Genomic DNA, 22,016 nt, shown 5'->3' on the forward strand with positions numbered 1-22,016 from the left:
CCCGCGATCCGAAGGGCGACACCACCGCGATGGTGGTCGGCAAGGACAACAAGGTTGAGGTGCGCCCGGTCAAGGTCAGCCGCACGGTCGGTGACAAGTGGCTGGTCGAGGACGGTCTGAAGGCCGGCGACAAGGTCATTGTCGAAGGCCTGCAGAAGATCGGCCCCGGCATGCCGGTCAAGGCCACCGAGAAGGGCGCTGCTCCGGCCAAGCCGGCAGCGGCCGCCCAGCCTGCCGCTCCGGCCGGCGACGCGAAGTAAGCGGAGAACCCCATGGCACGCTTTTTCATCGATCGACCCATCTTTGCATGGGTGATCGCCATCATCATCATGCTCGCCGGCGGCTTGGCCCTGTTCAAGCTGCCGGTGGAGATGTACCCCGACGTTGCGCCTCCCACGATTACGCTGACCGCCATCCATCCCGGGGCTTCCGCGCGCACCATCGAGGAAACGGTGACCCAGATCATCGAGACGCAGCTGGTTGGCATTGATGGCCTGCAGTACTTCACCTCGCAGAGCTACTCCTATGCGGGCTACTCCAACGTCACTCTCGTGTTCCACACAGGCACGGACTTGGATGCGGCCCTGGTGCAGGTCCAGAACCGCGTACAGCAGGCCATGCCGGCATTGCCCGAACAGGTCCGCATGCGCGGGGTGAGCGCCGCCAAGGCCAGCAGTGGCTTCCTGCAGATCGTGGCATTCGTATCAACCGATGGTGCCCTGGATGCCGCCGATGTCGCCGATTTCGTCGGATCATCGGTGGTGGACACGCTGAGCCGCGTACCTGGGGTGGGACATGTGCGCGAATTCGCCGGCAAGTACGCTCTGCGCATCTGGTTGGATCCAGCGAAACTGCAGGCGTATGCCGTCAGTGCCGAAGATATCGCCCAGGCCGTGCGTGGCCGGACCCTCCAGCCTGCGTTTGGCGAGCTTGGAGGGGGGCCGGCTGTGAATGGACAACCGATCTCGGCCTATATCGAAGGTGAGCCTTCGGCACGCACGGCAGAGGACGTGGGCGGCATTGTCATCCGTGCGAGCACCGATGGCAGCGAACTGCGTCTGCGCGATGTGGCACGGGTGGAACTGGGAGCTGAAAGCTATGAGTTCAGCAATCGCCTGAATGGTCGGCCTGCCGCTGGCGTCGGCATCACGCTCGCGCCGGGCGCCAATGCGCTGCAGACCCGTGCAGCGGTGGATCAAGTGCTGGAAGGCCTGTCTGCGTCCTTGCCTGCAGGCGTGGAGGTGGTAGTACCGTATGACGCCACACCGTTCGTACGCATGTCGATCAAGGGCGTGGTGCAGACCCTGATCGAAGCGATCGTGCTGGTGTTCGTGGTGATGTACCTGTTCCTGCAGAACTTCCGCGCCACCCTGATCCCGACCATCGCCGTGCCGGTGGTGCTGCTGGGTACCTTCGGCGTGCTGGCCATGCTGGGCTTCTCGGTGAACATGCTGACCATGTTCGCGACGGTGCTGGCGATCGGCCTGCTGGTGGACGATGCCATCGTGGTGGTGGAGAACGTCGAACGCATCATGTCAGAAGAGGGCCTGTCGCCGCTGGAAGCCACCCGCAAGTCGATGGGCCAGATCACCGGTGCTCTGGTGGGTATCGGCCTGGTGCTGTCGGCGGTGTTCGTGCCGATGGCCTTCATGAGCGGCTCAACTGGCGTGATCTACCGCCAGTTCTCGGCCACGATCGTCTCGGCGATGGCTTTGTCGGTGCTGGTCGCGATCGTGCTGACCCCGGCGCTGTGCGCGACCATGCTCAAGCCGCTGAAGAAGGGCGAGCACCATGTTGCCCATCGCGGCCTGGCCGGTCGCTTCTTCAACGGCTTCAACCGAGGTTTCGACCGCACCAGCGAAAGCTACCAGCGTGGCGTGCGCGGCATCATCCACCGTCCGTGGCGCTTCATGGGCATGGTTGCGGCGCTGTTCGTGCTGATGGGCGTGCTGTTCGTGCGCCTGCCCAGTGCATTCCTGCCCAATGAAGATCAAGGAACGCTGGTAGTGCTGGTGAACGGAGTGGCGGGATCGACACTGCAACAGACCACGCATGCATTGCAGGCGGTCGAGCACTACTTCCTGGAGAGCGATCCCATGGCCGAGGCGATGTTCACGGTCGCCGGCTACAGCTACTCGGGGATGGGCCAGAATGCGGGCCTTGCCTTCATCCGGCTGAAGGACTGGGCGCGACGCGGCTCAGCCGACAATGCTGAAGCCATCGCACTGCGCGCAACCCGGGCCCTGGCAACGCAGGGAATGGCCGATTTCCACGTGCTGGCGCCGCCCCCGATTCCCGCGCTGGGCAATGCATCCGGGTTCGGCTTCTTCCTCAAGGATGATGCCGGGCAGGGACATTCGCACCTGGCCCAGGCGCGCGATACGCTTCTTGCCGCTGCGTCACAGAGCCCATTGCTTCAGCAGATGCGCGCCAACGGCATGGAGGATGTGGCTGCTCTGCAGGTGCGCATCGATGATGCGAAGGCCAGGGCGCATGGACTCACCGCCGAGCGGATCGGGAACGAACTGGGGGCTGGTTGGGGCGGCCGCTATGTCGCCGACTTCCTGGACAGGGGGCGGGTCAAGCGGATCATCATGCAGGCCGATGCGTCCAGCCGCGGGCTTCCGCAGGATTTCAGCCAGTGGGCGGTCCGCAATGACCAGGCCCGCATGGTGCCCTTCGATACGCTGGGCAGTACCCACTGGATCCAGTCGTCACCGCGCTTGGAGCGCTTCAACGGCACGGCGGCCATGGAAATCCATGGCCAGCCTGCGCCCGGTACGTCGTCAGGCGAAGCGATGAGGGAAATCGAGCGTCTCGTCGCACTGCTTCCCCCGGGTTTCAGCATTGAATGGACGGGTGCGGCCAGCCAAGAGCGGGATTCCCGCTCCCAGTTGCCGCTGCTCTACGTTCTTTCATTGTTGATGGTGTTTCTCTGCCTGGCGGCCATGTATGAGAGCTGGATCGTACCGGTTGCAGTGCTGCTGGCGGCTCCGTTGGGCATCCTTGGTGCGGTGCTGGCCAATACCATCAATGGCCTGGAACGCGACATCTACTTCCAGGTGGCGATGCTGACCACGGTGGGCCTGACCAGCAAGAACGCGATCCTGATCATCGAGTTTGCCAAGGAGCACATGGAGCACGGGGCAGGCCTGATCAACGCGATCATGCACGCCGTGCGCGACCGCTTGCGCCCGATCGTCATGACCTCGCTGGCTTTTGGCATGGGAGTGATTCCGCTGGCCGTGTCCTCGGGGGCGGGTTCAGGCGCCAAGCAGGCCATTGGTATCGGGGTGCTCGGCGGAATGGTCGCGGGCACCAGCCTGGGCCTGCTCTTCGTACCGCTGTTCTTCGTGGTAGTGCAGCGCGCGTTCAAGCGTGGATAGATGGCCTGATCGGGAATTACCATGCCATGCAGCGTCGCGCTACACCGCTTCATCATCGCGCGGAGCCGCGCGGCAGGCACGCACGCGCAGCAGCGCGTCACCGGCCTCGCGGGCCATGCGCTCGTATTCGGCGCGGATCTCCTCCAGCCGCTCCTCGTCCAGTTCTTCCAGATCCAACAGTTCGTTGTTGGCTTCGGCCGTCGCCCGGATCAGCTCGTCCAGCTTGATCTGCATCGCGGCCGTGTCTGCGTTCTGCGTGTGCTGGATCAGGAACACCATCAGGAAGGTGATGATGGTGGTACCGGTGTTGATCACCAGCTGCCAGGTGTCGTTGAAACCGAATACCGGGCCACTGATGCCCCAGAGCACCACGATCGCTACCGCGGCCAGGAAGGTCCACGGCGAGCCGGTGGCGGCCGCGGCCTTCTTGGCGATCGTATTGAACAGGTTGCGTGCTTTCATCGTCGTCGTCCCACTCAGGTGACGAGGATGATCGGCAGCGGCTCGTGCAGGGGCTGTGCAGCTCAGGCGCGCAGGCGCGGGGCGTCCTGCAGGCGCACCGGGCTGGTCTGGTAGACGTGCTGCCAGCAACGGTCGACGAATTCGCGGGCCTGGGCTTCGCTCAGGCGCGGCATGATCTGCAGGGCGTACTGGGTCTGGAACATCTCGTCGCGCTGTGCATTGCTGGCGCGCGGCTGGGTGATCAGCGAATCACAGGCGAACTTGATCCAGGGCACGTACGAGCCGAACGAGTTATGCGGCAGTGCGCCGTCGGCATGCTGGCGGCGCCAGTGGTCAAGTTCGGCGTCAACGTTGATGACCGGGGGAATGGTGGGGACTTCGGCGTGCATGACAATCCAGTTCGGTTGAGTGGAAAGGGAGTGGGGGTTCATCCGAGTGTGGCCGATGAGGCAGTGGATGCCGCGTCAGCGCGATGTGGAGCCGGCGTTGCGATTGCCTATCAATTGCGCATGCTCGACCGCGCCGAGGTCCTCGGCGATGTCGGCCATTGCATTGCACAGGCGCTCATGGTCGAGCGGACGGCCACGCACCAGTTCCAGCTGCAGGCCCTGGTAGGCAGTCCAGAACAGGGCGCCACGCTGGTGCAGCGTGTATTGCTGCTGCAGGCGGTCGCGGATGGCGTCAAGGATCGGGTCGGGCGTGGGGCGTACGGCGTGCGCGCACATGGCTGGCTCCGCCGGGGAAGGAAGTCCCGGTAACCCCACCCTAGGCGCGGCAGCCGGGTGGGGTGTTACCGCAGCGTGTGCACGCAGCGCAGCTGACTGTGCACAGGTTCACGGCATTGGCCGCAAACGCTGCCGGCACTAGGGCGTGCCGGCACTGAAGCGTTCATTAAGCGGGTTCAACAGCACACTGCGTGGTGATCATTCACCGATGTCTTCGTTCCAGATCTCCGGGTACTGCGCAATGAAGCCGCCCAGCAGGTCCACGCATTCCTGGCTGTCCAGGTCGATCACGTTGACGCCGTTTTCCCGCAGCCAGTCGATGCCGCCCTGGAAGGTGCGCGATTCGCCCACCACTACGGTGCCGATGTTGAACTGGCGCACCAGGCCCGAGCAGTACCAGCACGGCGCCAGGGTGGTGACCATGATGGTGTCCTGGTAGCGGCGCTGGCGGCCGGCCTTGCGGAACGCATCGGTCTCGCCGTGCACCGACGGGTCGCCTTCCTGCACGCGGCGGTTGTGGCCGCAGCCGAGCAGGCGGCCGTCGTTGTGGTACAGCGCCGCGCCGATCGGCACGCCGCCCTCGGCCAGGCCCTGGCGGGCTTCGGCAATGGCGGTCTGCAGCAGGGCCTGGTAGTCGGGCGTGGTGATCATGCGGGGCTCCGGTAAGTCGTGGCCCGCCATGATACGGGAGGGGGTGCCGCTGGCCCCCGGCGGTGCGATAATCGGGGCCATGAGCGAATCCCCCTACAAAGCCGGTACCACCCATTTCGGGTTCCGCGACGTCGCCGCCAAGGACAAGCAGAAGCTGGTCGGCCAGGTGTTCACCTCGGTCGCGCGCAACTACGACCTGATGAACGACCTGATGAGCCTGGGCGTGCACCGGGCGTGGAAGCGCTACTACGTGGCGACCGCGCAGGTGAAGCCGGGCGACCGTGTGCTCGACCTGGCCGGCGGCACCGGCGATATCGCCGCCCTGCTGAAGGAACGCGTTGGCGCCGAGGGCTCGGTGGTGCTGGGCGACATCAACGCCGGCATGCTGTCCGTCGGCCGTGACCGCCTGACCAACCGCGGCCTGGTGCTCGGCCTGGACTACGTGCAGTGCAACGCCGAGGCCCTGCCGTTCCCGGACAACAGCTTCGACCTGGTGACCATCGCCTTCGGCCTGCGCAACGTGACCGACAAGGACGCTGGCCTGCGCGAGATGTACCGCGTGCTGAAGGTGGGCGGCCAGGCCCGCGTGCTGGAATTCTCCGAAGTCACCGCCGACTGGTTCAAGCCGATCTACGACTTCCACTCGTTCAAGATCCTGCCGAAGCTGGGCAAGCTGTTCGCCAACGATTCGGACAGCTACCAGTACCTGGCCGAAAGCATCCGCAAGCACCCGCCGCAGGATGAGCTGAAGGCGATGATGGGGCAGGCCGGCTTCGAGCGCTGCCACTACAAGAACCTGACCGGCGGCATCGTCTCGATCCACTCCGGCTACAAGCTGTAGTTCCTGCTCTGGTAGGTGCCAACCTTGGTTGGCACACGCTTGCACCGGGCGCTGACACATCCGTGCCAACCAAGGTTGGCACCTACCTGTAGAAGCCAACCTTGGTTGGCATGCGCCCGAGGCGCGGCGCAGCCCCGGCCGCCCGTACCGCATCCGCCGCCATTCCGGTAGAGGCCAACCTTGGTTGGCCTGCGCCCGAGGCGCAGCGCCGGCCCCGGCCGCCCGTACCGCGCTCCCGCCGCCATTACCCCGCACCGCGCAACGCCTGCGGGGCCGGAGGGAGGTACCATTGGCGGTCTGATCCCCGTAACGGTCCCGATTCATGCGTAATCCGCTGATGCTCCTTCCGCTGGCCGTGGCCCTGGCCGCCGGCTGCTCCCAGGAGGCGGCCGCGCCCGCCGCCGCCCCGACTGCCGCCAAAACCCCCGCCGCCCCCGTGAACGCCGAGAACCGCAGCCACGACGAAAGCTCGTACGCCGAGCCGGACAAGGTCGTCATCAAGGACATCGCGCTGGACCTGAAGCTGGACTTCGACCAGAAGCAGATCGGCGGCACCGCCACCTACACCCTGGAATGGAAGCAGAAGGATGCCAGGCAGCTGGTGCTCGACACCCGCGAGCTGACCGTGTCCAAGGTCGAGGCCGTCGCTGCCGATGGCGCGCGCAGCCCATTGAAGTTCGAGCTGGCCGCCGCTGACAAGGTGTTCGGCAGCAAGCTGACCATCGAAGCCCCGGAACAGCCGGCCAAGGTGGAAGTGACCTACCACACCGCGCCGACCGCCTCGGGCCTGCAGTGGCTGGCACCGTCGATGACCGAGGGCAAGAAGCTGCCCTTCATGTTCAGCCAGTCGCAGGCCATCCACGCCCGTTCCTGGGTGCCGCTGCAGGACACCCCGAGCGTGCGCTTCACCTACAGCGCGCACGTGGTCTCGCGCCCGGACGTGATGGTGCTGATGAGCGCCGACAACGACCCGAAGGCCGCGCGTGACGGTGACTACACCTTCAAGATGCCGCAGCCGATTCCGTCGTACCTGCTGGCCATCGCCGCCGGTGACCTGGTGTTCGAGCCGATCTCCGGCCGCTCCGGCGTCTGGGCCGAACCGACCATGGTCAACAAGGCCGCCAAGGAATTCGAAGACACCGAGAAGATGATCGGTGCCGCCGAGAAGCTGTACGGCGAATACCGCTGGGGCCGCTACGACATGCTGGTGCTGCCGCCGTCGTTCCCGTTCGGCGGCATGGAGAACCCGCGCCTGACCTTCGCCACCCCGACCGTGATCGTCGGTGACAAGTCGCTGGTCTCGCTGGTCGCCCACGAACTGGCGCACAGCTGGTCGGGCAACCTGGTGACCAACGCCAGCTGGAAGGACATCTGGCTCAATGAAGGCTTCACCACCTACGTCCAGGGCCGCATCACCGAAGCTCTGTACGGCAAGGAAATGGCCGAGATGGAGAAGCAGATCGACCAGACCGACCTGCTGGCCGAAGTGAAGGACATGAGCCCGGCCGACCAGGCGCTGGCGCTGCCGCCGCTGAACGAGCGTGACCCCGACGAAGCCCTGAGCCAGGTCGCCTACGTCAAGGGTTCGTGGTTCCTGGAATTCCTGGAGCAGCGCTTCGGTCGCGAAACCTTCGATCCGTTCCTGCGAGGCTGGTTCGATGACCACGCCTTCCAGAGCGCGAACACCGACCAGTTCGTCGAGTACCTGAAGAAGAACCTGCTGCCGAAGAATCCCTCGGCAGTGACCGAGGCCGAGCTGAAGGCATGGCTGGATGAGCCGGGCATCCCGGCGTTCGCGGCCAAGGCGCAGTCGCGCAACTTCAGCAGCGTCGATACCGCGCGCATCGCGTTTGCCAGCGCCGGCACCGTGCCGAGCAGCCAGGTCATCGCCGACTGGAGCACGCAGGAATGGGTGCGCTTCATCGACGGCCTGGGCGCGACCCAGCCGCTGGACAAGCTGGCCACGCTGGACAAGGCCTTCCACTTCACCGGCACCCCGAATGGCGAGATCGCCATGCGCTGGTACCCGCTGGCGATCCGCAGCGGCTACGAGCAGGCCAATGAAGGCGCTGCCGCGTTCATCGAGCGCGTCGGCCGTCGCAAGCTGATCATGCCGATCTACGCCGAACTGGTGAAGACCCCGAAGGGTCTGGAGCTGGCCAAGCAGGCCTTCGAAAAGGCCAAGCCGGGCTACCACCCGATCACCACCGCCTCGGTCCAGGACATGCTGGCCAAGGCTGAAGCCAAGTAAGAAAACGCGCCGGGCACCCCCCGGCGCTTTTTTGTAGAGTCGAGCTTGCTCGACTGCTGCTGAAGAGCGAGTCGAGCATGGCTCGACTCTACAGAAATGCGAAAACACGAAGGACCTCCGCCATGAAACGACTGATCCTGCTCACCGCCTGCACCCTGGCCCTGGCTGCCTGCAGCAACCCCGAGGAAGAGCGCAAGGCGCAGGAAGCCGCCGCGGCCGCCGTGCAGGCACAGAGGGAAGCCAAGGCCGAAGACGTGGCCAAGCAGTACGACATGGCCGTGGCCGCACAGGACTGGGAGCGTGCGCGCCTGCATGGCGCCTCGCTGCTGGACCAGTACAAGGACACCGCCGCCGCCGAGCGCATCGCCGCCGGCTTCGACGAGGTCAAGGCCAAGGGCGATGCTGCGCGCGACCTGCGCCGCATGCAGGCACTGTGGCAGTACAACCAGATCCCGGTGGGCAACAAGGGCAACCAGGTTTCGGCGCAGATCTACAGCAAGGAACGGGTGGACGTGGATGGCAGCGGCGCCAAGCCGGTGCAGCTGGTGTTCCGCGATCATCCGGAGTGGAAGCGGCATGCCTACCTGGTGCTGCAGGCCGGCGATTTCCGTTGCCCGCAGTGCACGGTGAAAGTAACCGTGGACGACGGCAAGCCGATTTCCATGGCGGCCTGGCGTCCGAAGACCGATGAAGCCATCGCCCTGTTCATCACCGACCAGAAGGCGCTGTGGAAGCTGGCGCGCAAGGGCAAGTCGATCAGCATCGAGTTCCCGGTCAAGGCCGGTGGCACACGTACCGCGGTGTTCGAGACCGGTGGCGTCGACGCCAGCAGCATGCCGCAGTGGTGGCAGTGATGATCGCGACGGGCAGCGCAGTGCACGCGCTGTCCGCGATCCGGCACTGGGTGTTCGACATGGACGGCACGCTGACGGTGGCCGTGCATGATTTCGCCGCGATCCGCCGCGCGCTGGAGATCGCCGCGGAGGAGGACATCCTCGACCATATCTCGGCGCTGCCGGATGCACCGGCGCAGGCCAAGCGTGAGTGGTTGCTGGATCACGAACGTGCGCTGGCCGAGGACGCGCTCCCGGCGCCGGGCGCGGTGACGCTGCTGCGCGCGCTGGCGGAGGCTGGTTGCCGGCTCGGCATCCTGACCCGCAACGATCATGCATTGGCGAAGCTGACGCTGGACGCGATCGGGGTCGGGGAGTTGTTCGACGATGCCGACATCATCGGCCGCGACGAAGCGGTGCCCAAGCCGTCGCCGGATGGCCTACAGCAGCACCTGCGGCGTTGGGGCATCGCGGCGGCAGAGGCGGTGATGGTGGGAGACCACGCTTACGACCTGGAGTGTGGCCGCGCCGCGGGCACCCACACCGTGCTGGTCAACCTGCCGGAGAACCCGTGGCCGGGCAGTGCCGACTGGCATTTCGCCGATTGCCGTGCACTGTTGGCGGCCTGGCAGCAGAAGGGGTAGTGCCGGCCGCTGGCCGGCAGTGTCGACCAAGGTCGACACCTACCAGAGCACAGCGTGTCGACCAAGGTCGACACCCACCGAACAGATGCGCGGGCAGTTCGGTTTACGCGCCCAGCGCGTAACCGAACTGCTGCTTGAACTGCTCGTTGAACTCGTCAAAGGTGAAGCGCTGGTTCTGCGTGCCCGGGTGCTCGACCTTCAGCGCGCCCATCAGGTTGCCCATGCGGCCGATGGTCAGCCAGTCGTAGCCCTTCTGGATGCCGTAGATCAGGCCGGCGCGGAAGGCGTCGCCACAGCCGGTCGGGTCGACCACGCGGCGCTCGTGCGCCGGCGGGATGTCGTAGCTCTTTTCCGGAGTGTGGATGACCGCGCCCTTCGGGCCACGGGTGGTGATGTAGGCCTTGACCCGGCTGACGATCTCTTTCTCGTCCCAGCCGGTGCGTTCCTGCAGCAGGTTCGACTCGTAGTCGTTGACCACCACGTAGTCGGCCTGCTCGATGAACGCGCGCAGTTCCGGGCCGTTGAACAGCGGCATGGCCTGGCCGGGGTCGAAGATGAACGGGATGCCGTCTTCGTGGAATTCCTGTGCGTTCTGGATCATGCCTTCGCGGCCGTCCGGGCCGACCAGGCCCAGGGTCACGCCCGGCACGCCGCGCACGTGGTTTTCGTACGAACGCATCATCGCGCCCGGGTGGAAGGCGGTGATCTGGTTGTTGTCGTGGTCGGTGGTGATGAACGCCTGCGGGGTGAACAGCTCATCGATCACGCGCACGCGCGACAGGTCGATGCCCAGGCCTTCGAAGTATTCGCGGTAGGGGCCGAAATCCGAACCCACGGTGCCCATCGGGATCGGCTCGCCGCCCAGCAGGTGCAGGTTGTAGGCGATGTTGCCGGCGCAGCCACCGAACTCGCGGCGCATGCGCGGCACCAGGAAGGACACGTTCAGGATGTGCACCTTGTCCGGCAGGATGTGATTCTTGAACTGGTCCGGGAACACCATGATGGTGTCGAAGGCAAGAGAACCACAGATCAGAGCGGACATCGATGTAAGCCTATGCGGTGAATTTTGGGGTGGGCCGGCCCGGTTCGGCGGGCAAGCAAACGGCGCCCTTGGGCGCCCGACGGCGCAAAGGTTACCCGCTGGTGCCGCTCAGGGCCAGAACCGGCTCAGACCCGATCAGGCCGAAAGCCTGTGAAGACGCGGGTTCAGCTAGTTTTTTCCTTGCTCGGCGGCAGGCGGGTTGCTAGGCTTGTCGGCCTCGATTTCTGCCCATTTTTTCGCCATCCCGCGGCGGGCACGACACCCCTCAGGACTCCTTCCTCAGATGTTCAAGAAACTCCGTGGCATGTTCTCCAACGACCTGTCCATCGACCTGGGCACGGCCAATACCCTCATCTACGTGCGCGGGCAGGGGATCGTGCTGAACGAGCCATCGGTCGTGGCCGTGCGTCAGGACCGTGCCATTGGTGGCACCCGCTCGGTGGCAGCCGTAGGCGCCGAGGCCAAGCAGATGCTGGGCCGTACCCCGGGCCATATCACCACCATCCGCCCGATGAAGGACGGCGTCATCGCCGACTTCACCTATACCGAGGCGATGCTCAAGCACTTCATCAAGAAGGTGCACAAGTCGCGCGTGCTGCGCCCGAGCCCGCGCGTGCTGGTCTGCGTGCCGGCCGGCTCGACCCAGGTCGAGCGCCGCGCGATCAAGGAATCGGCCGAGGAAGCCGGTGCCCGTGACGTGTTCCTGATCGAAGAGCCGATGGCTGCCGCGATCGGCGCCGGCATGCCGGTTACCGAAGCCCGTGGCTCGATGGTCATCGATATCGGCGGCGGCACCACCGAGGTGGCGGTGATCTCGCTCAACGGCATCGTCTATTCGGCCTCGGTCCGCATCGGCGGCGACCGCTTCGACGAGTCCATCACCAATTACGTGCGCCGCAACCACGGCATGCTGATCGGTGAAGCCACTGCCGAGCGCATCAAGGTCGAGCTGGGCTGCGCCTACCCGCAGGCGGAAGTGATCGAGATGGAAATCTCCGGCCGCAACCTCGCCGAGGGCGTCCCGAAGATGATCAAGATCAGCTCCAACGAAGTGCTTGAAGCCCTGCACGAGCCGCTGTCGGGCATCGTCAGCGCGGTCAAGCTGGCGCTGGAGCAGACCCCGCCGGAACTGTGCGCCGACGTCGCCGAGCGCGGCATCGTGCTGACCGGTGGTGGCGCCCTGCTGCGTGACCTGGACCGCCTGATTTCCGAGGAAACCGGCCTGCACGTGCAGGTGGCGGACGATCCGCTGACCTGCGTGGCCCGCGGCGGTGGCCGTGCGCTGGAGCTGGTCGACATGCACGGCAACGAGTTCTTTGCGCCGGAATAAGCCGTCCCGGCTGCCCGCGCCCGCAGCGCCCCTCCGGGGTGCGGCCCACCATGAGGGTAGGCCGGCACCGGCGGGGCGCCCGCGTGTTTCCCTTCCGCCTTCTGCCAGTTGAATCGTTGCCGTGCCGCCCTACGCCGGACCTCCCGTTGCTTCCCGATCCGGTGATGCCGCCAGCCCGCTGCGTCTGCTGGCTTATCTCGCACTGGCCATCACCCTGATCGTGCTTGACGACCAGGCCGGCTGGCTTGCGCAGCTGCGCGGGCAGGCCAACAGCCTGGTGCAGCCGGTATGGGCACTGGCGGGACTGCCCGGCAAGCTCGGCAACCAGGTCAAGGACTCGGCGGCCAGTCACGGCCAGCTGGTCAACGAGAACCGTGAACTGCGCAACCAGCTGCTGCTGGCCAACGCCCGCCTGACCCGCCTGCAGACCGCCGCGTTGGACAACGCCCAGCTGCGCGAACTGCTGAACGTGGCCGAGCGCAGTGGCCTGGACGTGCAGCTGGCGCCGATCCTGGACATCGACCTGGATCCGGTGAAGCAGCGCCTGGTGCTCGACGCCGGCAGCCGCGAAGGCGTGCACGTCGGCCAGGCGGTGATCGATGCCGGCGGTCTGATGGGCCAGGTGATCAGCGTCACTGGCGGTACCTCCACCGTGCTGCTGCTGACCGACCCCGACCATGCCGTGCCGGTGACGGTGGCCCGCAACGGCGTTCGCCTGATCGTCTACGGCCGCGGCGACAAGCTGGAACTGCGCGACATCCCGCTCAGCGCCGGCGTGGAAGTGGGCGATGAGATCGTCACCTCCGGCCTCGGTGGCCGCTTCCCGGCCGGGTTCCCGGTCGGCACCATCACCGGCCTGCGCCCGGACGACACGCACGCCTTCCTGGTCGGCGAACTGAAGCCGGCGGCGCAGCTGGACCGCGGCCGCGACGTGCTGCTGCTGCGCCCGGGGGCGGCAATTCGCTTGCCTGCGGCCAGCGAATTGCCTCAGCCAAGTTTGCCTTCGGCAAACCAGGCTGCCGGGGGGGCATCCCACCTTACCCCCGCGCCGTCGGCGCGCCCCCCTCAACAAGAGGGGGGCTCTCCCCCAGCCGGGTCCACGGTAGTGCCGGCCGCTGGCCGGCAACCGGCTCTGTCTTCGACGAAGCCGGTTGCCCCCGCATCCTCCCTTAGCCCCGCGCCTTCGGCGCGTCCCCCTCAACAAGAGGGGGGCTCTCCCCCAGCCGACGCTCCGGTAGTGCCGGCCGCTGGCCGGCAACCGACCACGCCGGAGGCCCAGCGATGAGCCGCCTGCGCGACAACCCGTGGGTGCTGCCGGCCAGCCTGGTGGTGGCGCTGCTGCTGGGCCTGCTGCCGTTGCCGGCGCTGCTGCAGCCGTTGCGCCCGTACTGGCTGGCGCTGGTGCTGGCGTACTGGGTGATCGAAGCCCCCGAGCGCGTCGGCCTGGGCATCGCCTTCGCCAGCGGCGTGGTTGCCGACCTGCTGTACGGCGGCGTGCTCGGCGAACAGGCGCTGCGGCTGGTGATGCTGGCCTTCATCCTGCAGCGCTTCCGCGCCCGCATCCGCTTCTTCCCGATGTCCCAGCAGATGCTGGCCATCGGCGGCCTGCTGTTCAACGACCGCATCGTCAGCGCGCTGGTCCACATCGTGGTGGATGAGCCGACCCTGCCGTGGTCGTACTGGTGGGCACCGCTGCTGGGCATGGGCCTGTGGCCGCTGGTATTCGTGCTGCTTGACGCGGTGCGTTTCGGCAAGCGCGGGCGCTGAGCCATGATCCCGCGCCGCCAGGTCAAGAATCCGCACGCCGAAGCCGAACAGTTCCGCCGACGCGCGGCGCTGGGCTTCCTGGGCGTGCTGGTCTGCCTGCTGGGCCTGGGCGGCTGGTACTTCAAGCTGCAGGTGCTGGACCACGACGTCTACGCCACGCGCTCGGAAGCCAACCGCATCAAGCCGCGGCCGGTGGTGCCGGGGCGCGGCATGATCTACGACCGCAATGGCCGCCTGCTGGCCGAGAACGTGCCGGCCTTCCGCCTGGACGTGACCCCGGACAAGGTCAAGGACATGGACGCCACCCTGGAAGGGCTGGCCAAGATCATCAGCATCAGCCCGGAGGAGCTGGAAGCGTTCAACAAGTCGCGCAAGGCGCGCCGCAAATTCCTGCCGGTCACGCTGAAGCTGCGCATGAGCGACGAGGAGATGGCGCGCTTCGCCGTCGACCGCTGGCGTTTCCCCGGCGTCGAGCTGGAACCCTACCTGACCCGTCGCTACCCCTATGGCGATCTGTTCGCGCACATCATCGGCTACGTCGGCCGCGTCGATGACAAGGACCTGGAAATCCTCGGCGAGGGCAATGCCGCGCTGACCCACATCGGCAAGTCCGGCCTGGAGCGTTATTACGAGCAGCAGCTGCGTGGCAAGGTCGGCTACGAGCAGGTCGAGACCAACGTGCAGGGCCGTGCGATCCGTACCATCGGCCGCGTTGCCGCGCAGTCCGGCGCCGATCTGCGGCTGTCGATCGACGCCGACCTGCAGCGCGCCATGGTGGCCGCCTTCGGCGACCAGGAAGGCTCGGCGGTGGCGATGGACCCGCGTACCGGCGAGGTGCTGGCGATGGTCAGCCTGCCCTCCTACGACCCCAACCTGTTCGTCAACGGCATTTCCCATGCCGACTTCAAGGCGCTGAACGACAACCCGTCGCGGCCGCAGTTCAACCGCCTGGTGCTGGGTGGCGTCGCGCCCGGTTCCACGCTGAAGCCGCTGATCGGCCTGGCCGGCCTTGATTCCGGCGTGCGCCGCCCGGAAGACAAGGTGCTGTCCACCGGCATGTTCTACCTGCCCGGCACCTCGCGTGGCTGGGGTGACTCGCACCGCGGCGGCCACGGCTGGACCGACCTGCGCAAGTCCATCGCGCAATCGGTCAACACGTATTACTACAAGCTGGCGCTGGACCTGGGCATCGAGCGCTTCGACCATTACATGGAGTACTACGGCTTCGGCCAGCCGACCGGCATCGACCTGACCGGCGAGATCGGGGGCATCCTGCCGTCGCCGGCCTACAAGCGGAAGAGCCGCAAGGAAGCCTGGTATCCGGGCGATACAGTCAACATCAGCATCGGCCAGGGTGACTGGAAGGTCACCCCGCTGCAGCTGGCGCGGGGTGTCAGTGGGCTGGCCAACGGGCAGCTGCGAACGCCCCATCTGGTGATCCAGCAGCGTGCGGGGTTCGACCATGACTGGATGGCGACCGACCCGGGCGAGAGCAAGCAGATCAGCCCGAACCCGAACAACCTGCAGGCGGTGCGCGAAGGCATGATGGCCACCATGCTGCCTGGCGGCAGTGCGGCACGCATGGCGGCCGGCGCGCCGTACACGATGGCCGGCAAGACCGGTACCGCGCAGGTCATCAGCCGCAAGGGTACCGCCGCGGTGAATCCGAAGAGCCTGCCGATGCACCTGCGCCACCGCGCGTTGTTCGTCGGCTTTGCGCCGGTCGAACAGCCGGTGATCGCGCTGGCGATCGCAGTGGAGGGCGGTGGTTACGGCGGCGCGGCGGCCGCGCCGATCGCACGCAAGGTGTTCGACGCCTACCTGCTGGGCAAGATGCCCGAAGGCATGCAGCCGCTGGACAGCGAGCGCGGCACCACCGCCATCGGTGCAACCGCATTCGACAACGAAGATGTGGGCGCGCGCCAGGCCGGTGACCTTGCTGCGGCACAACTGGGGGAACACCCCGTGCTGGTTGGCGTGCCTGCGCCGGAACCGGCACCCGCACCGCAGCCGGGGGCGCCGGCCGCCGCCCCGCTGCCGGCCACGCCACGCCCGACCACCGCGGAGCCCGCACGATGAGAGTGTTCCTGCGTTGGGCCGGCGACATGCTGCGCCGCTTCTTCAGCACGCTGGACTGGGTACTGTGCCTGGCCCTGGGCGCGCTGATGGTGATCGGTCTGGCGACGCTCAAAAGCGCGGGCGGCGACAGCCTGGTGATGGCCCAGGGCGTGCGTTTCGCAGTGGGCATGGCCGCGCTGTGGGGCATCTCACGGGTACCGATCCTGCGCATCCGATCGGCTACGCCGATGATCTATGCGATCTCGATGATCCCGTTGCTGGCGGTGTTCGTGCTGGGCACCGGCAAATACGGCCGGCAGTGGCTGGACCTGAAATTCTTCTACCTGCAGCCGGCCGAGCTGCTCAAGGTCAGCCTGCCGATGATGGTGGCCTGGTACCTGCACAAGATGCCGTTGCCACCGCGCTTCAATACCGTGCTCGTGTCCCTGGTCATCATCGGCGTACCGACCGGCCTGGTGATGCTGCAACCGGACTTCGGTACCGGCGTGCTGATCGCCGCCAGCGGCGTGTTCGTGCTGCTGCTGGCCGGCTTGCCGTGGTGGTGGGTCGGGCTGGGCGTAGGTGGCGTGGCTGCGGTCGCGCCGGTGGCCTGGTTCTGGCTGCTGCGGCCGTACCAGAAGGACCGCATCATGATGTTCCTGGACCCGGAGATGGATGCGCTGGGTGCTGGCTGGAACATCATCCAGTCGAAGATCGCGATCGGTTCCGGCGGCTTCGATGGCAAGGGCTGGGGCGAGGGCTCGCAGTCACATCTGAACTTCATTCCCGAGCAGACCACCGACTTCGCGTTCTCGGTGCTGAGCGAGGAGTTCGGCTGGATCGGCGTGGCCACCGTGCTGGCGCTGTACCTGGTGGTGATCGGGCGTTGCCTGTGGATCGCCAGCCAGTCGCGCGATTCCTATTCGCGCCTGCTGGCCGGCGCCACCGGCCTGGCGTTCTTCGTCTACGTGCTGGTGAACGGCGGGATGATCTCCGGCCTGCTGCCGGTGGTGGGCGTGCCGATGCCGCTGATCAGCTACGGCGGTACGTCGGCGGTATCGCTGCTGGCCGGCTTCGGGTTGGTGATGGCGGTGCGCAGCCACAACCCGGTGCACGGCGGCTACGGCTGACCACGGCTCCGCCGCCTTCGTAGAGTCGAGGGGGGGGGGGGGGGGGGGGGCGGCAGCGCGCCCCCCCCCCGGCCCGCGACAGAAAACGCCCGGCCCCCCCCCCCTCGTTCTCAGTCCCGTTCGCCGCGCCCCCCCCCCCCCCACCCCCCCCCCCCCCCCCTCGACTCTACAGAAAGCGCCGCGCCATCCCCTGCGGCATCGGAAAGCTTCACGCAAGCGCCGCTCGCTACTCTGCCTGGGTGGAATGGAAACGTGTATTCGGCATCTGCCGCGAGGCGGTACGTACGATCGATCTGCCGCTGCTGCTTGCGTTGCTGCTGCTGATGGCAGCCGGCCTGGCGGTGCTGCACAGCGTGTCCGGCCCGGTGGCCGGGCAGGCGGCGCGCTTCGCCGGTGGCCTGCTGGCGATGTGGCTGCTGTCACGTGTTTCGCTGCTGCGCCTGCGCGCGTGGACACCGGCGCTGTATGCGCTGTCACTGCTGCCGCTGATGGCGGTGTATGTGATCGGCACCGGCAAGTACGGGCAGCGCTGGCTCAACCTCGGCGTCTTCTACCTGCAGCCCTCCGAGCTGCTCAAGCTCAGCCTGCCGTTGATGATGGCCTGGTACCTGCATCGGCAGCCGTTGCCGCCCTCGCCACGCACGGTGCTGACGGCCGCAGTGCTGATCGGCGTTCCCGCCGTGCTGATTCTGATGCAGCCCAACCTAGGCACTGCCACCTTGGTCACTGCCAGTGGCGTGTTCGCGTTGTTGCTGGCAGGCCTGCACTGGGGCTGGGTGGCCACCGGCGCAACAGGATTGGCAGTGGCTGCGCCACTGGCGTGGTTCGGCCTGTTGCGGCAGTACCAGAAGGATCGTGTGCTGACCTTTCTCGACCCGGCGGCAGACCCGCTCGGCACAGGCTGGAACATCCTGCAGTCGCGCATCGCGATCGGTTCCGGTGGCTGGCAGGGACGTGGCTGGGGGCAGGGCACCCAGGCCACGCTGGATTTCCTGCCCGAGTACACCACCGACTTCGCGTTTTCGGTGCTGGCCGAGGAGTTCGGCTGGATCGGTGTGGCGACGCTGTTCGCGCTGTACCTGTTCGTGGTCGGGCGTTGCCTGTGGATCGCAGTGCACGCGCGCGACACGCATGCGCGCCTGCTGGCCGGCAGCCTGGGGCTGGCGTTCTTCGTCTACGTGCTGGTGAACGGCGGAATGATTTCCGGCCTGCTGCCGGTGGTGGGCATTCCGATGCCATTGATCAGTTATGGCGGGACATCAGCGGTCTCGCTGCTGGCCGGCATCGGACTGGTGATGGCCGTACGTGGGCACCGGCCCGTACACGGGGGATAGGGTTTCCTGCGAACGGCGCAGCCCCTCGTGGGTGCTGTCTGGGTGGTCGCGGAAAGCAGAAGCCGCGGGTTGGCCGGTCGGGTTGGGTACGCGGGGGACGCCGTGAATCCGTCCCTGGAGGCTTGGCAGCCGCTTGCTCTTGCGCGCAGTCCTGCACGCGCGGCAAGGCCAGGGTTGGGCGTCCTGCCCAACCCGCCCGAGGTATGCCTCGGGCCCATGCGGCTGACACCCCCGCGTACCCAACCCGACCGGCCTCTGACAGATTTTGGCGGTCTGCCACCCACGGAGAAGAAAGAGAAGATCAAAAGCGGGTCGCGGCGCTGCGCTTGCTCGTGAACCGAGCATGGCTATGCCGGTCGTCCTGACCTGCACCCTTCGGCTCTACACAAGGCAATGAAGCGACCCGCCAGGCCGCTTTTGCTTTTGATCTTCTTTTTCTTCTCCGTGGGGGGACGCGCACGGAAACTGTCAGGGGGCGGGCGCGGTGGGTTCGCGGGACCGTTGGCGCCATGGATGGCGCCATCGAGCCCCCAGGGACGGGTTTACGGCGTGTCCCGCGAACCCACCGCGCCCGCCCCAATTACATGAGCCGCTTTTCGCGACCAACCACGAGGGGCTGCGCCGTTGGCTGGAAACTTCCTGACTCTGCGCAACGCCCGTTGTGGAAGCGTTCTCACAACGATGCACGGCAGCACACGCACTGACCAAAGTCCGGAAAAAACGTTAGCTGGTTCACACTTTTACAGCGCGTTGATCTTGATCAATGGACTTGTCGTAATCGGCCTGCACAATGGCGGCCCGTTCGGCACGGCGCGCCGTCAATCGTTGCAGCGCGAGGGGGGCGTCGGGCGGGAAGCAGTACTGATCCAACGGGTACAGGGAGCGCGGAGCACTGCCACTGGGGAGCGGCAGCCGCGCGGGTACCGACCGGATCCGGTCGCCGGTTGCGTCTGCGGGGATGGGGACGCAACCGGCAACCTCTATCTGAATGGGGAAGTGTGATCACGACGTCTTCACATTTCCCGCTGCTCGCAGGCAAATCGTTGTGATTCATGGTGTTAGGGGTTTTAATTCATCCATGACCTGCTAACCTGCGACGATGATTCGACGCACTCTGGCCTGCATGCTCACCCTCGGCCTGGTCGCCTGCGCGACCCAGCCGAAGTCCCCACCGTCTTCGCCCCAGGCCAGCAGTACGCCGCGCCAACCCGCCGCCAAGGCCCATGGCCCGGCCGAGGCTGCGCCCGAAGCCGCTGCTGCCACCGCGCCGCCGGTCGATCTCACCCCGGTGCCGTTCGAGGTCGCACGGGCCCGCTTCATTGCCGATACCGCCAAGCGCTATGGCCTGAAGCCGGAGCAGATCAGCAGCGTGCTCGACCAGGCGCAGGTGCGCCAGCCGATCATCGCCGCGATGTCGCGCCCGGCCGAACGGGTCAAGCCGTGGAACGAGTACCGGCCGATGTTCATCAGCAAGGCACGCATCGATGGCGGCCGCGCGTTCCTGGCCCAGCATCGCGCCGAACTGGATCGCGTCCAGCAGCGCACCGGTGTGCCGGCCGAAGTGATCGTGGCGATCATCGGCGTGGAAACCAGCTACGGGAAGAATGCCGGCAGCCATCGCGTGCTCGATGCGCTGTACACGCTGGCGTTCTACTACCCGCGCAGCGGCGACCCGGCCAAGCTGGAACGCGAAGTGCGCCGCGAGCTGTTCTTCCGCGATGAACTGGCCAAGCTGTTCGACCTGGGCCGCGAAGAGAACCTCGACATCACCACGCTCAAGGGCAGCTATGCCGGCGCGATGGGCATGGGCCAGTTCATGCCGTCCAGCTACCTCGATTACGCGGTGGACGGTAATGGCGACGGCCGTCGCGACCTGTTCACCAGCTACGACGACGTGTTCTCGTCCATCGCCAACTACTTCGTGAAGAAGGGTGGCTGGGTGCGTGGCGGGCAGGTTGCCGTGCCGGCCACGTTGGCGCCGGGCCGCGAGGAATTCAATCCGACCGAATGGATGCCGACCTGGTCGCTGGCCGACCTGGCGAAGCGTGGCTACCAGCCCAGCGCAGCGGTGCAGCCGGGCGCCACCGCCACGCCGATCACGCTTGAAGGCAGCACCGGCAAGCAGTACTGGCTGGGCTTCCAGAACTACTACGCGATCACCCGCTACAACCTCTCGAAGATGTACGCGATGGCCGTGTTCCAGTTGTCCCAGGCCATCGCCGGACAGGAGCTGCCCCCGGCATGAGCATCAGATGGCTGGTCCCAGGCTTGATTGTCCTCGCGCTGGCTGCCTGCAGCAGCGCGCCGAAGAAGCCGGCCACGGCCGGCCATGGTGGCAAGTCCAGTGGCACGCTGGTGCAGGGCCGTGGTTCGCGCCCGGCACACTGCCCGGAAGGTTCGCCGTATGCGGCGGCCAAGGAAGACCTGAGCACCCGCGGCAACTACACCGCCGGTGGCCTGTACAAGCCGGGCGTGCGTGACAGCACGCCGGACTACATTCCCAACGTGGCCTGCATCCCCGAGCCGGAAGTGACCGCGGAAGAACGCTCGGCGATCGGCAATAAGACGCCGTACGTGGTGCTGGGCAAGTCGTACAAAGTGCTCGACGACACCCGCAACTATGTCGAGCGTGGCACTGCGTCGTACTACGGTGCCAAGTTCCATGGCCGCCTGACCTCCAACCGCGAGGTCTACGACATGTACCAGTTCACCGCTGCGCACAAGACGCTACCGCTGCCCAGTTTCGCCCGCGTGACCAACCTCGACAACGGTGAGTCGGTGATCGTGCGCGTCAACGACCGCGGCCCGTTCCACGATGGTCGTGTGGTCGATCTCAGTTATGCCGCCGCCGTGCGCCTGGGCATCACCCAGCGCGGCACCGGCAATGTCGAAGTGCGCGCGCTGCAGCCGGGTGAGGGCAACCTGCTGGCGCAGAAGCCGTCGCGCCGTGAACGTCGTGCTGCGGAAGCGGCCGCCGCCAGCGCTGTAGCCAGTGCGCGCCCGGCACCGACCGAGCGTGCTGCCGCCGACAGCGACATCGATCGCCTGGTCAAGGGGCTGCCGGCCGATGGCATGCCGGCGCGTGGCCAGCCGGCCACCACCCAGGGCGTGGCCAGCACCGTGCCGGATGTGGCGGTCAGCAGCCTGCCGCCGAGTGCTCCGCCGGTGCGCAGCACCGCACACGCGCCGGCTCCGGCGGTCGTTGCCAGCACCACGCCGCGCGCCGCTGCGCATGCACCGGTCCGCACCGCAGCCGCTACCCCCAGCCTGTCGCAGCAGGTGGTGGGCGCAGTCATGGTGCAGGTCGCCAGCTTCTCCAACCGTGACAACGCCAACCGCGCGATGGGCCAGCTCAACGCCGCCGGCATCGTCGGTGCCACCATCAGTGACATCGCCGCCGGTGGCCGTACGCTGTTCCGCCTGCGCGTTCCCGCCAGCGACCATGCCAGTGCCGCGGAACTTGTCGGCCGCATCGCCGGTCTGGGGCTGGGTTCGCCGCAGATCGTCAAGGATTGATCCACCCGGGCCGGTGCTGCCGGCCCACGCTGCCCCGGCCTTACAA

19 protein-coding genes are annotated in these 22,016 nt (G+C 66.7%); 14 read left to right on the forward strand and 5 right to left on the reverse strand.

Annotated elements, in window-relative coordinates; genetic code table 11:
* Positions 1 to 260, forward strand: a 260-nt coding sequence (locus tag V3B46_RS16570) for a permuted SH3 domain-containing protein (protein ID WP_329892375.1), incomplete at its 5' end; no start/stop codon positions are given.
* 12 nt (positions 261 to 272) lie between these two features.
* Positions 273 to 3,386, forward strand: coding sequence for an efflux RND transporter permease subunit (locus V3B46_RS16575; protein ID WP_329892376.1), 3,114 nt, complete (start codon positions 273 to 275; stop codon positions 3,384 to 3,386).
* A 39-nt stretch (positions 3,387 to 3,425) separates the two neighbouring features.
* On the opposite strand, the gene V3B46_RS16580 is transcribed toward V3B46_RS16575, so the two are convergent.
* The 4 genes from V3B46_RS16580 to V3B46_RS16595 form a co-directional block, all read right to left on the reverse strand.
* Complete coding sequence (locus V3B46_RS16580) at positions 3,426 to 3,848, reverse strand: low affinity iron permease family protein (RefSeq protein ID WP_154264455.1); 423 nt, start codon at positions 3,846 to 3,848, stop codon at positions 3,426 to 3,428.
* A 62-nt stretch (positions 3,849 to 3,910) separates the two neighbouring features.
* Positions 3,911 to 4,237, reverse strand: coding sequence for a hypothetical protein (locus tag V3B46_RS16585; RefSeq protein WP_014038526.1), 327 nt, complete (start codon positions 4,235 to 4,237; stop codon positions 3,911 to 3,913).
* Between the two features lie 75 nt (positions 4,238 to 4,312).
* On the reverse strand, positions 4,313 to 4,573 hold the full coding sequence (locus tag V3B46_RS16590) for a hypothetical protein (RefSeq protein WP_154264454.1): 261 nt from the start codon (positions 4,571 to 4,573) through the stop codon (positions 4,313 to 4,315).
* A 198-nt stretch (positions 4,574 to 4,771) separates the two neighbouring features.
* Complete coding sequence (locus V3B46_RS16595) at positions 4,772 to 5,224, reverse strand: nucleoside deaminase (RefSeq protein ID WP_094002387.1); 453 nt, start codon at positions 5,222 to 5,224, stop codon at positions 4,772 to 4,774.
* Between the two features lie 79 nt (positions 5,225 to 5,303).
* Here V3B46_RS16595 and ubiE point away from each other — a divergent pair, with 79 nt between their 5' ends.
* From ubiE to V3B46_RS16615, 4 genes are all read left to right on the forward strand, one after another.
* Entirely contained in the window at positions 5,304 to 6,065 is a 762-nt protein-coding gene (gene ubiE, locus V3B46_RS16600) for a bifunctional demethylmenaquinone methyltransferase/2-methoxy-6-polyprenyl-1,4-benzoquinol methylase UbiE (RefSeq protein WP_005411082.1), read from the forward strand.
* Positions 6,066 to 6,387: 322 nt separating this feature from the next.
* Positions 6,388 to 8,316, forward strand: a complete 1,929-nt coding sequence (locus V3B46_RS16605) for a M1 family metallopeptidase (protein WP_329892377.1) — start codon at positions 6,388 to 6,390, stop codon at positions 8,314 to 8,316.
* A 122-nt stretch (positions 8,317 to 8,438) separates the two neighbouring features.
* Positions 8,439 to 9,170: a hypothetical protein gene (locus V3B46_RS16610; protein ID WP_329892378.1), complete on the forward strand. Its 732-nt coding sequence runs from the start codon at positions 8,439 to 8,441 to the stop codon at positions 9,168 to 9,170.
* Positions 9,170 to 9,793, forward strand: a complete 624-nt coding sequence (locus V3B46_RS16615) for an HAD family hydrolase (RefSeq protein WP_329892379.1) — start codon at positions 9,170 to 9,172, stop codon at positions 9,791 to 9,793. Before V3B46_RS16610 ends, V3B46_RS16615 begins: the two co-directional genes overlap by 1 nt.
* Positions 9,794 to 9,896: 103 nt before the next feature.
* On the opposite strand, the gene V3B46_RS16620 is transcribed toward V3B46_RS16615, so the two are convergent.
* On the reverse strand, positions 9,897 to 10,835 hold the full coding sequence (locus V3B46_RS16620; protein WP_329892380.1) for a carbohydrate kinase family protein: 939 nt from the start codon (positions 10,833 to 10,835) through the stop codon (positions 9,897 to 9,899).
* Between the two features lie 283 nt (positions 10,836 to 11,118).
* Here V3B46_RS16620 and V3B46_RS16625 point away from each other — a divergent pair, with 283 nt between their 5' ends.
* From V3B46_RS16625 to V3B46_RS16660, 8 genes are all read left to right on the forward strand, one after another.
* A complete protein-coding gene (locus tag V3B46_RS16625; RefSeq protein ID WP_005419402.1) occupies positions 11,119 to 12,165 on the forward strand; it encodes a rod shape-determining protein in 1,047 nt (348 codons plus the stop codon).
* A 121-nt stretch (positions 12,166 to 12,286) separates the two neighbouring features.
* Positions 12,287 to 13,450 (forward strand): rod shape-determining protein MreC, encoded by a 1,164-nt coding sequence (gene mreC / locus V3B46_RS16630; protein WP_329892381.1) that lies wholly within the window; start codon positions 12,287 to 12,289, stop codon positions 13,448 to 13,450.
* Positions 13,447 to 13,932, forward strand: coding sequence for a rod shape-determining protein MreD (mreD, locus tag V3B46_RS16635; protein WP_005419400.1), 486 nt, complete (start codon positions 13,447 to 13,449; stop codon positions 13,930 to 13,932). The genes mreC and mreD overlap by 4 nt, the downstream gene beginning before the upstream one ends.
* Positions 13,933 to 13,935: 3 nt before the next feature.
* Positions 13,936 to 16,011, forward strand: a complete 2,076-nt coding sequence (gene mrdA, locus V3B46_RS16640) for a penicillin-binding protein 2 (RefSeq protein ID WP_329892382.1) — start codon at positions 13,936 to 13,938, stop codon at positions 16,009 to 16,011.
* Positions 16,008 to 17,120 (forward strand): rod shape-determining protein RodA, encoded by a 1,113-nt coding sequence (rodA, locus tag V3B46_RS16645; protein WP_106469147.1) that lies wholly within the window; start codon positions 16,008 to 16,010, stop codon positions 17,118 to 17,120. Before mrdA ends, rodA (V3B46_RS16645) begins: the two co-directional genes overlap by 4 nt.
* A 239-nt stretch (positions 17,121 to 17,359) precedes the next feature.
* Entirely contained in the window at positions 17,360 to 18,454 is a 1,095-nt protein-coding gene (gene rodA / locus V3B46_RS16650; RefSeq protein ID WP_154264447.1) for a rod shape-determining protein RodA, read from the forward strand.
* A gap of 1,099 nt (positions 18,455 to 19,553) precedes the next feature.
* Positions 19,554 to 20,699: a lytic murein transglycosylase B gene (mltB, locus tag V3B46_RS16655; protein WP_329892383.1), complete on the forward strand. Its 1,146-nt coding sequence runs from the start codon at positions 19,554 to 19,556 to the stop codon at positions 20,697 to 20,699.
* Positions 20,696 to 21,970 (forward strand): septal ring lytic transglycosylase RlpA family protein, encoded by a 1,275-nt coding sequence (locus tag V3B46_RS16660; protein ID WP_329892384.1) that lies wholly within the window; start codon positions 20,696 to 20,698, stop codon positions 21,968 to 21,970. Before mltB ends, V3B46_RS16660 begins: the two co-directional genes overlap by 4 nt.
* Positions 21,971 to 22,016: the final 46 nt, after the last annotated feature.

The sequence above is a fragment of the Stenotrophomonas sp. SMYL11 genome (assembly GCF_036320005.1).
Classification (GTDB): domain Bacteria; phylum Pseudomonadota; class Gammaproteobacteria; order Xanthomonadales; family Xanthomonadaceae; genus Stenotrophomonas; species Stenotrophomonas maltophilia_A.

Coding starts and splice junctions, on each gene's coding strand:
- V3B46_RS16575 (WP_329892376.1), top strand. CDS start 273: ATGGCACGCTTTTTCATCGATCGACCCATCTTTGCATGGGTGATCGCC.
- V3B46_RS16580 (WP_154264455.1), bottom strand. CDS start 3,848: ATGAAAGCACGCAACCTGTTCAATACGATCGCCAAGAAGGCCGCGGCC.
- V3B46_RS16585 (WP_014038526.1), bottom strand. CDS start 4,237: ATGCACGCCGAAGTCCCCACCATTCCCCCGGTCATCAACGTTGACGCC.
- V3B46_RS16590 (WP_154264454.1), bottom strand. CDS start 4,573: ATGTGCGCGCACGCCGTACGCCCCACGCCCGACCCGATCCTTGACGCC.
- V3B46_RS16595 (WP_094002387.1), bottom strand. CDS start 5,224: ATGATCACCACGCCCGACTACCAGGCCCTGCTGCAGACCGCCATTGCC.
- ubiE (WP_005411082.1), top strand. CDS start 5,304: ATGAGCGAATCCCCCTACAAAGCCGGTACCACCCATTTCGGGTTCCGC.
- V3B46_RS16605 (WP_329892377.1), top strand. CDS start 6,388: ATGCGTAATCCGCTGATGCTCCTTCCGCTGGCCGTGGCCCTGGCCGCC.
- V3B46_RS16610 (WP_329892378.1), top strand. CDS start 8,439: ATGAAACGACTGATCCTGCTCACCGCCTGCACCCTGGCCCTGGCTGCC.
- V3B46_RS16615 (WP_329892379.1), top strand. CDS start 9,170: ATGATCGCGACGGGCAGCGCAGTGCACGCGCTGTCCGCGATCCGGCAC.
- V3B46_RS16620 (WP_329892380.1), bottom strand. CDS start 10,835: ATGTCCGCTCTGATCTGTGGTTCTCTTGCCTTCGACACCATCATGGTG.
- V3B46_RS16625 (WP_005419402.1), top strand. CDS start 11,119: ATGTTCAAGAAACTCCGTGGCATGTTCTCCAACGACCTGTCCATCGAC.
- mreD (WP_005419400.1), top strand. CDS start 13,447: ATGAGCCGCCTGCGCGACAACCCGTGGGTGCTGCCGGCCAGCCTGGTG.
- mrdA (WP_329892382.1), top strand. CDS start 13,936: ATGATCCCGCGCCGCCAGGTCAAGAATCCGCACGCCGAAGCCGAACAG.
- rodA (WP_106469147.1), top strand. CDS start 16,008: ATGAGAGTGTTCCTGCGTTGGGCCGGCGACATGCTGCGCCGCTTCTTC.
- mltB (WP_329892383.1), top strand. CDS start 19,554: ATGATTCGACGCACTCTGGCCTGCATGCTCACCCTCGGCCTGGTCGCC.
- V3B46_RS16660 (WP_329892384.1), top strand. CDS start 20,696: ATGAGCATCAGATGGCTGGTCCCAGGCTTGATTGTCCTCGCGCTGGCT.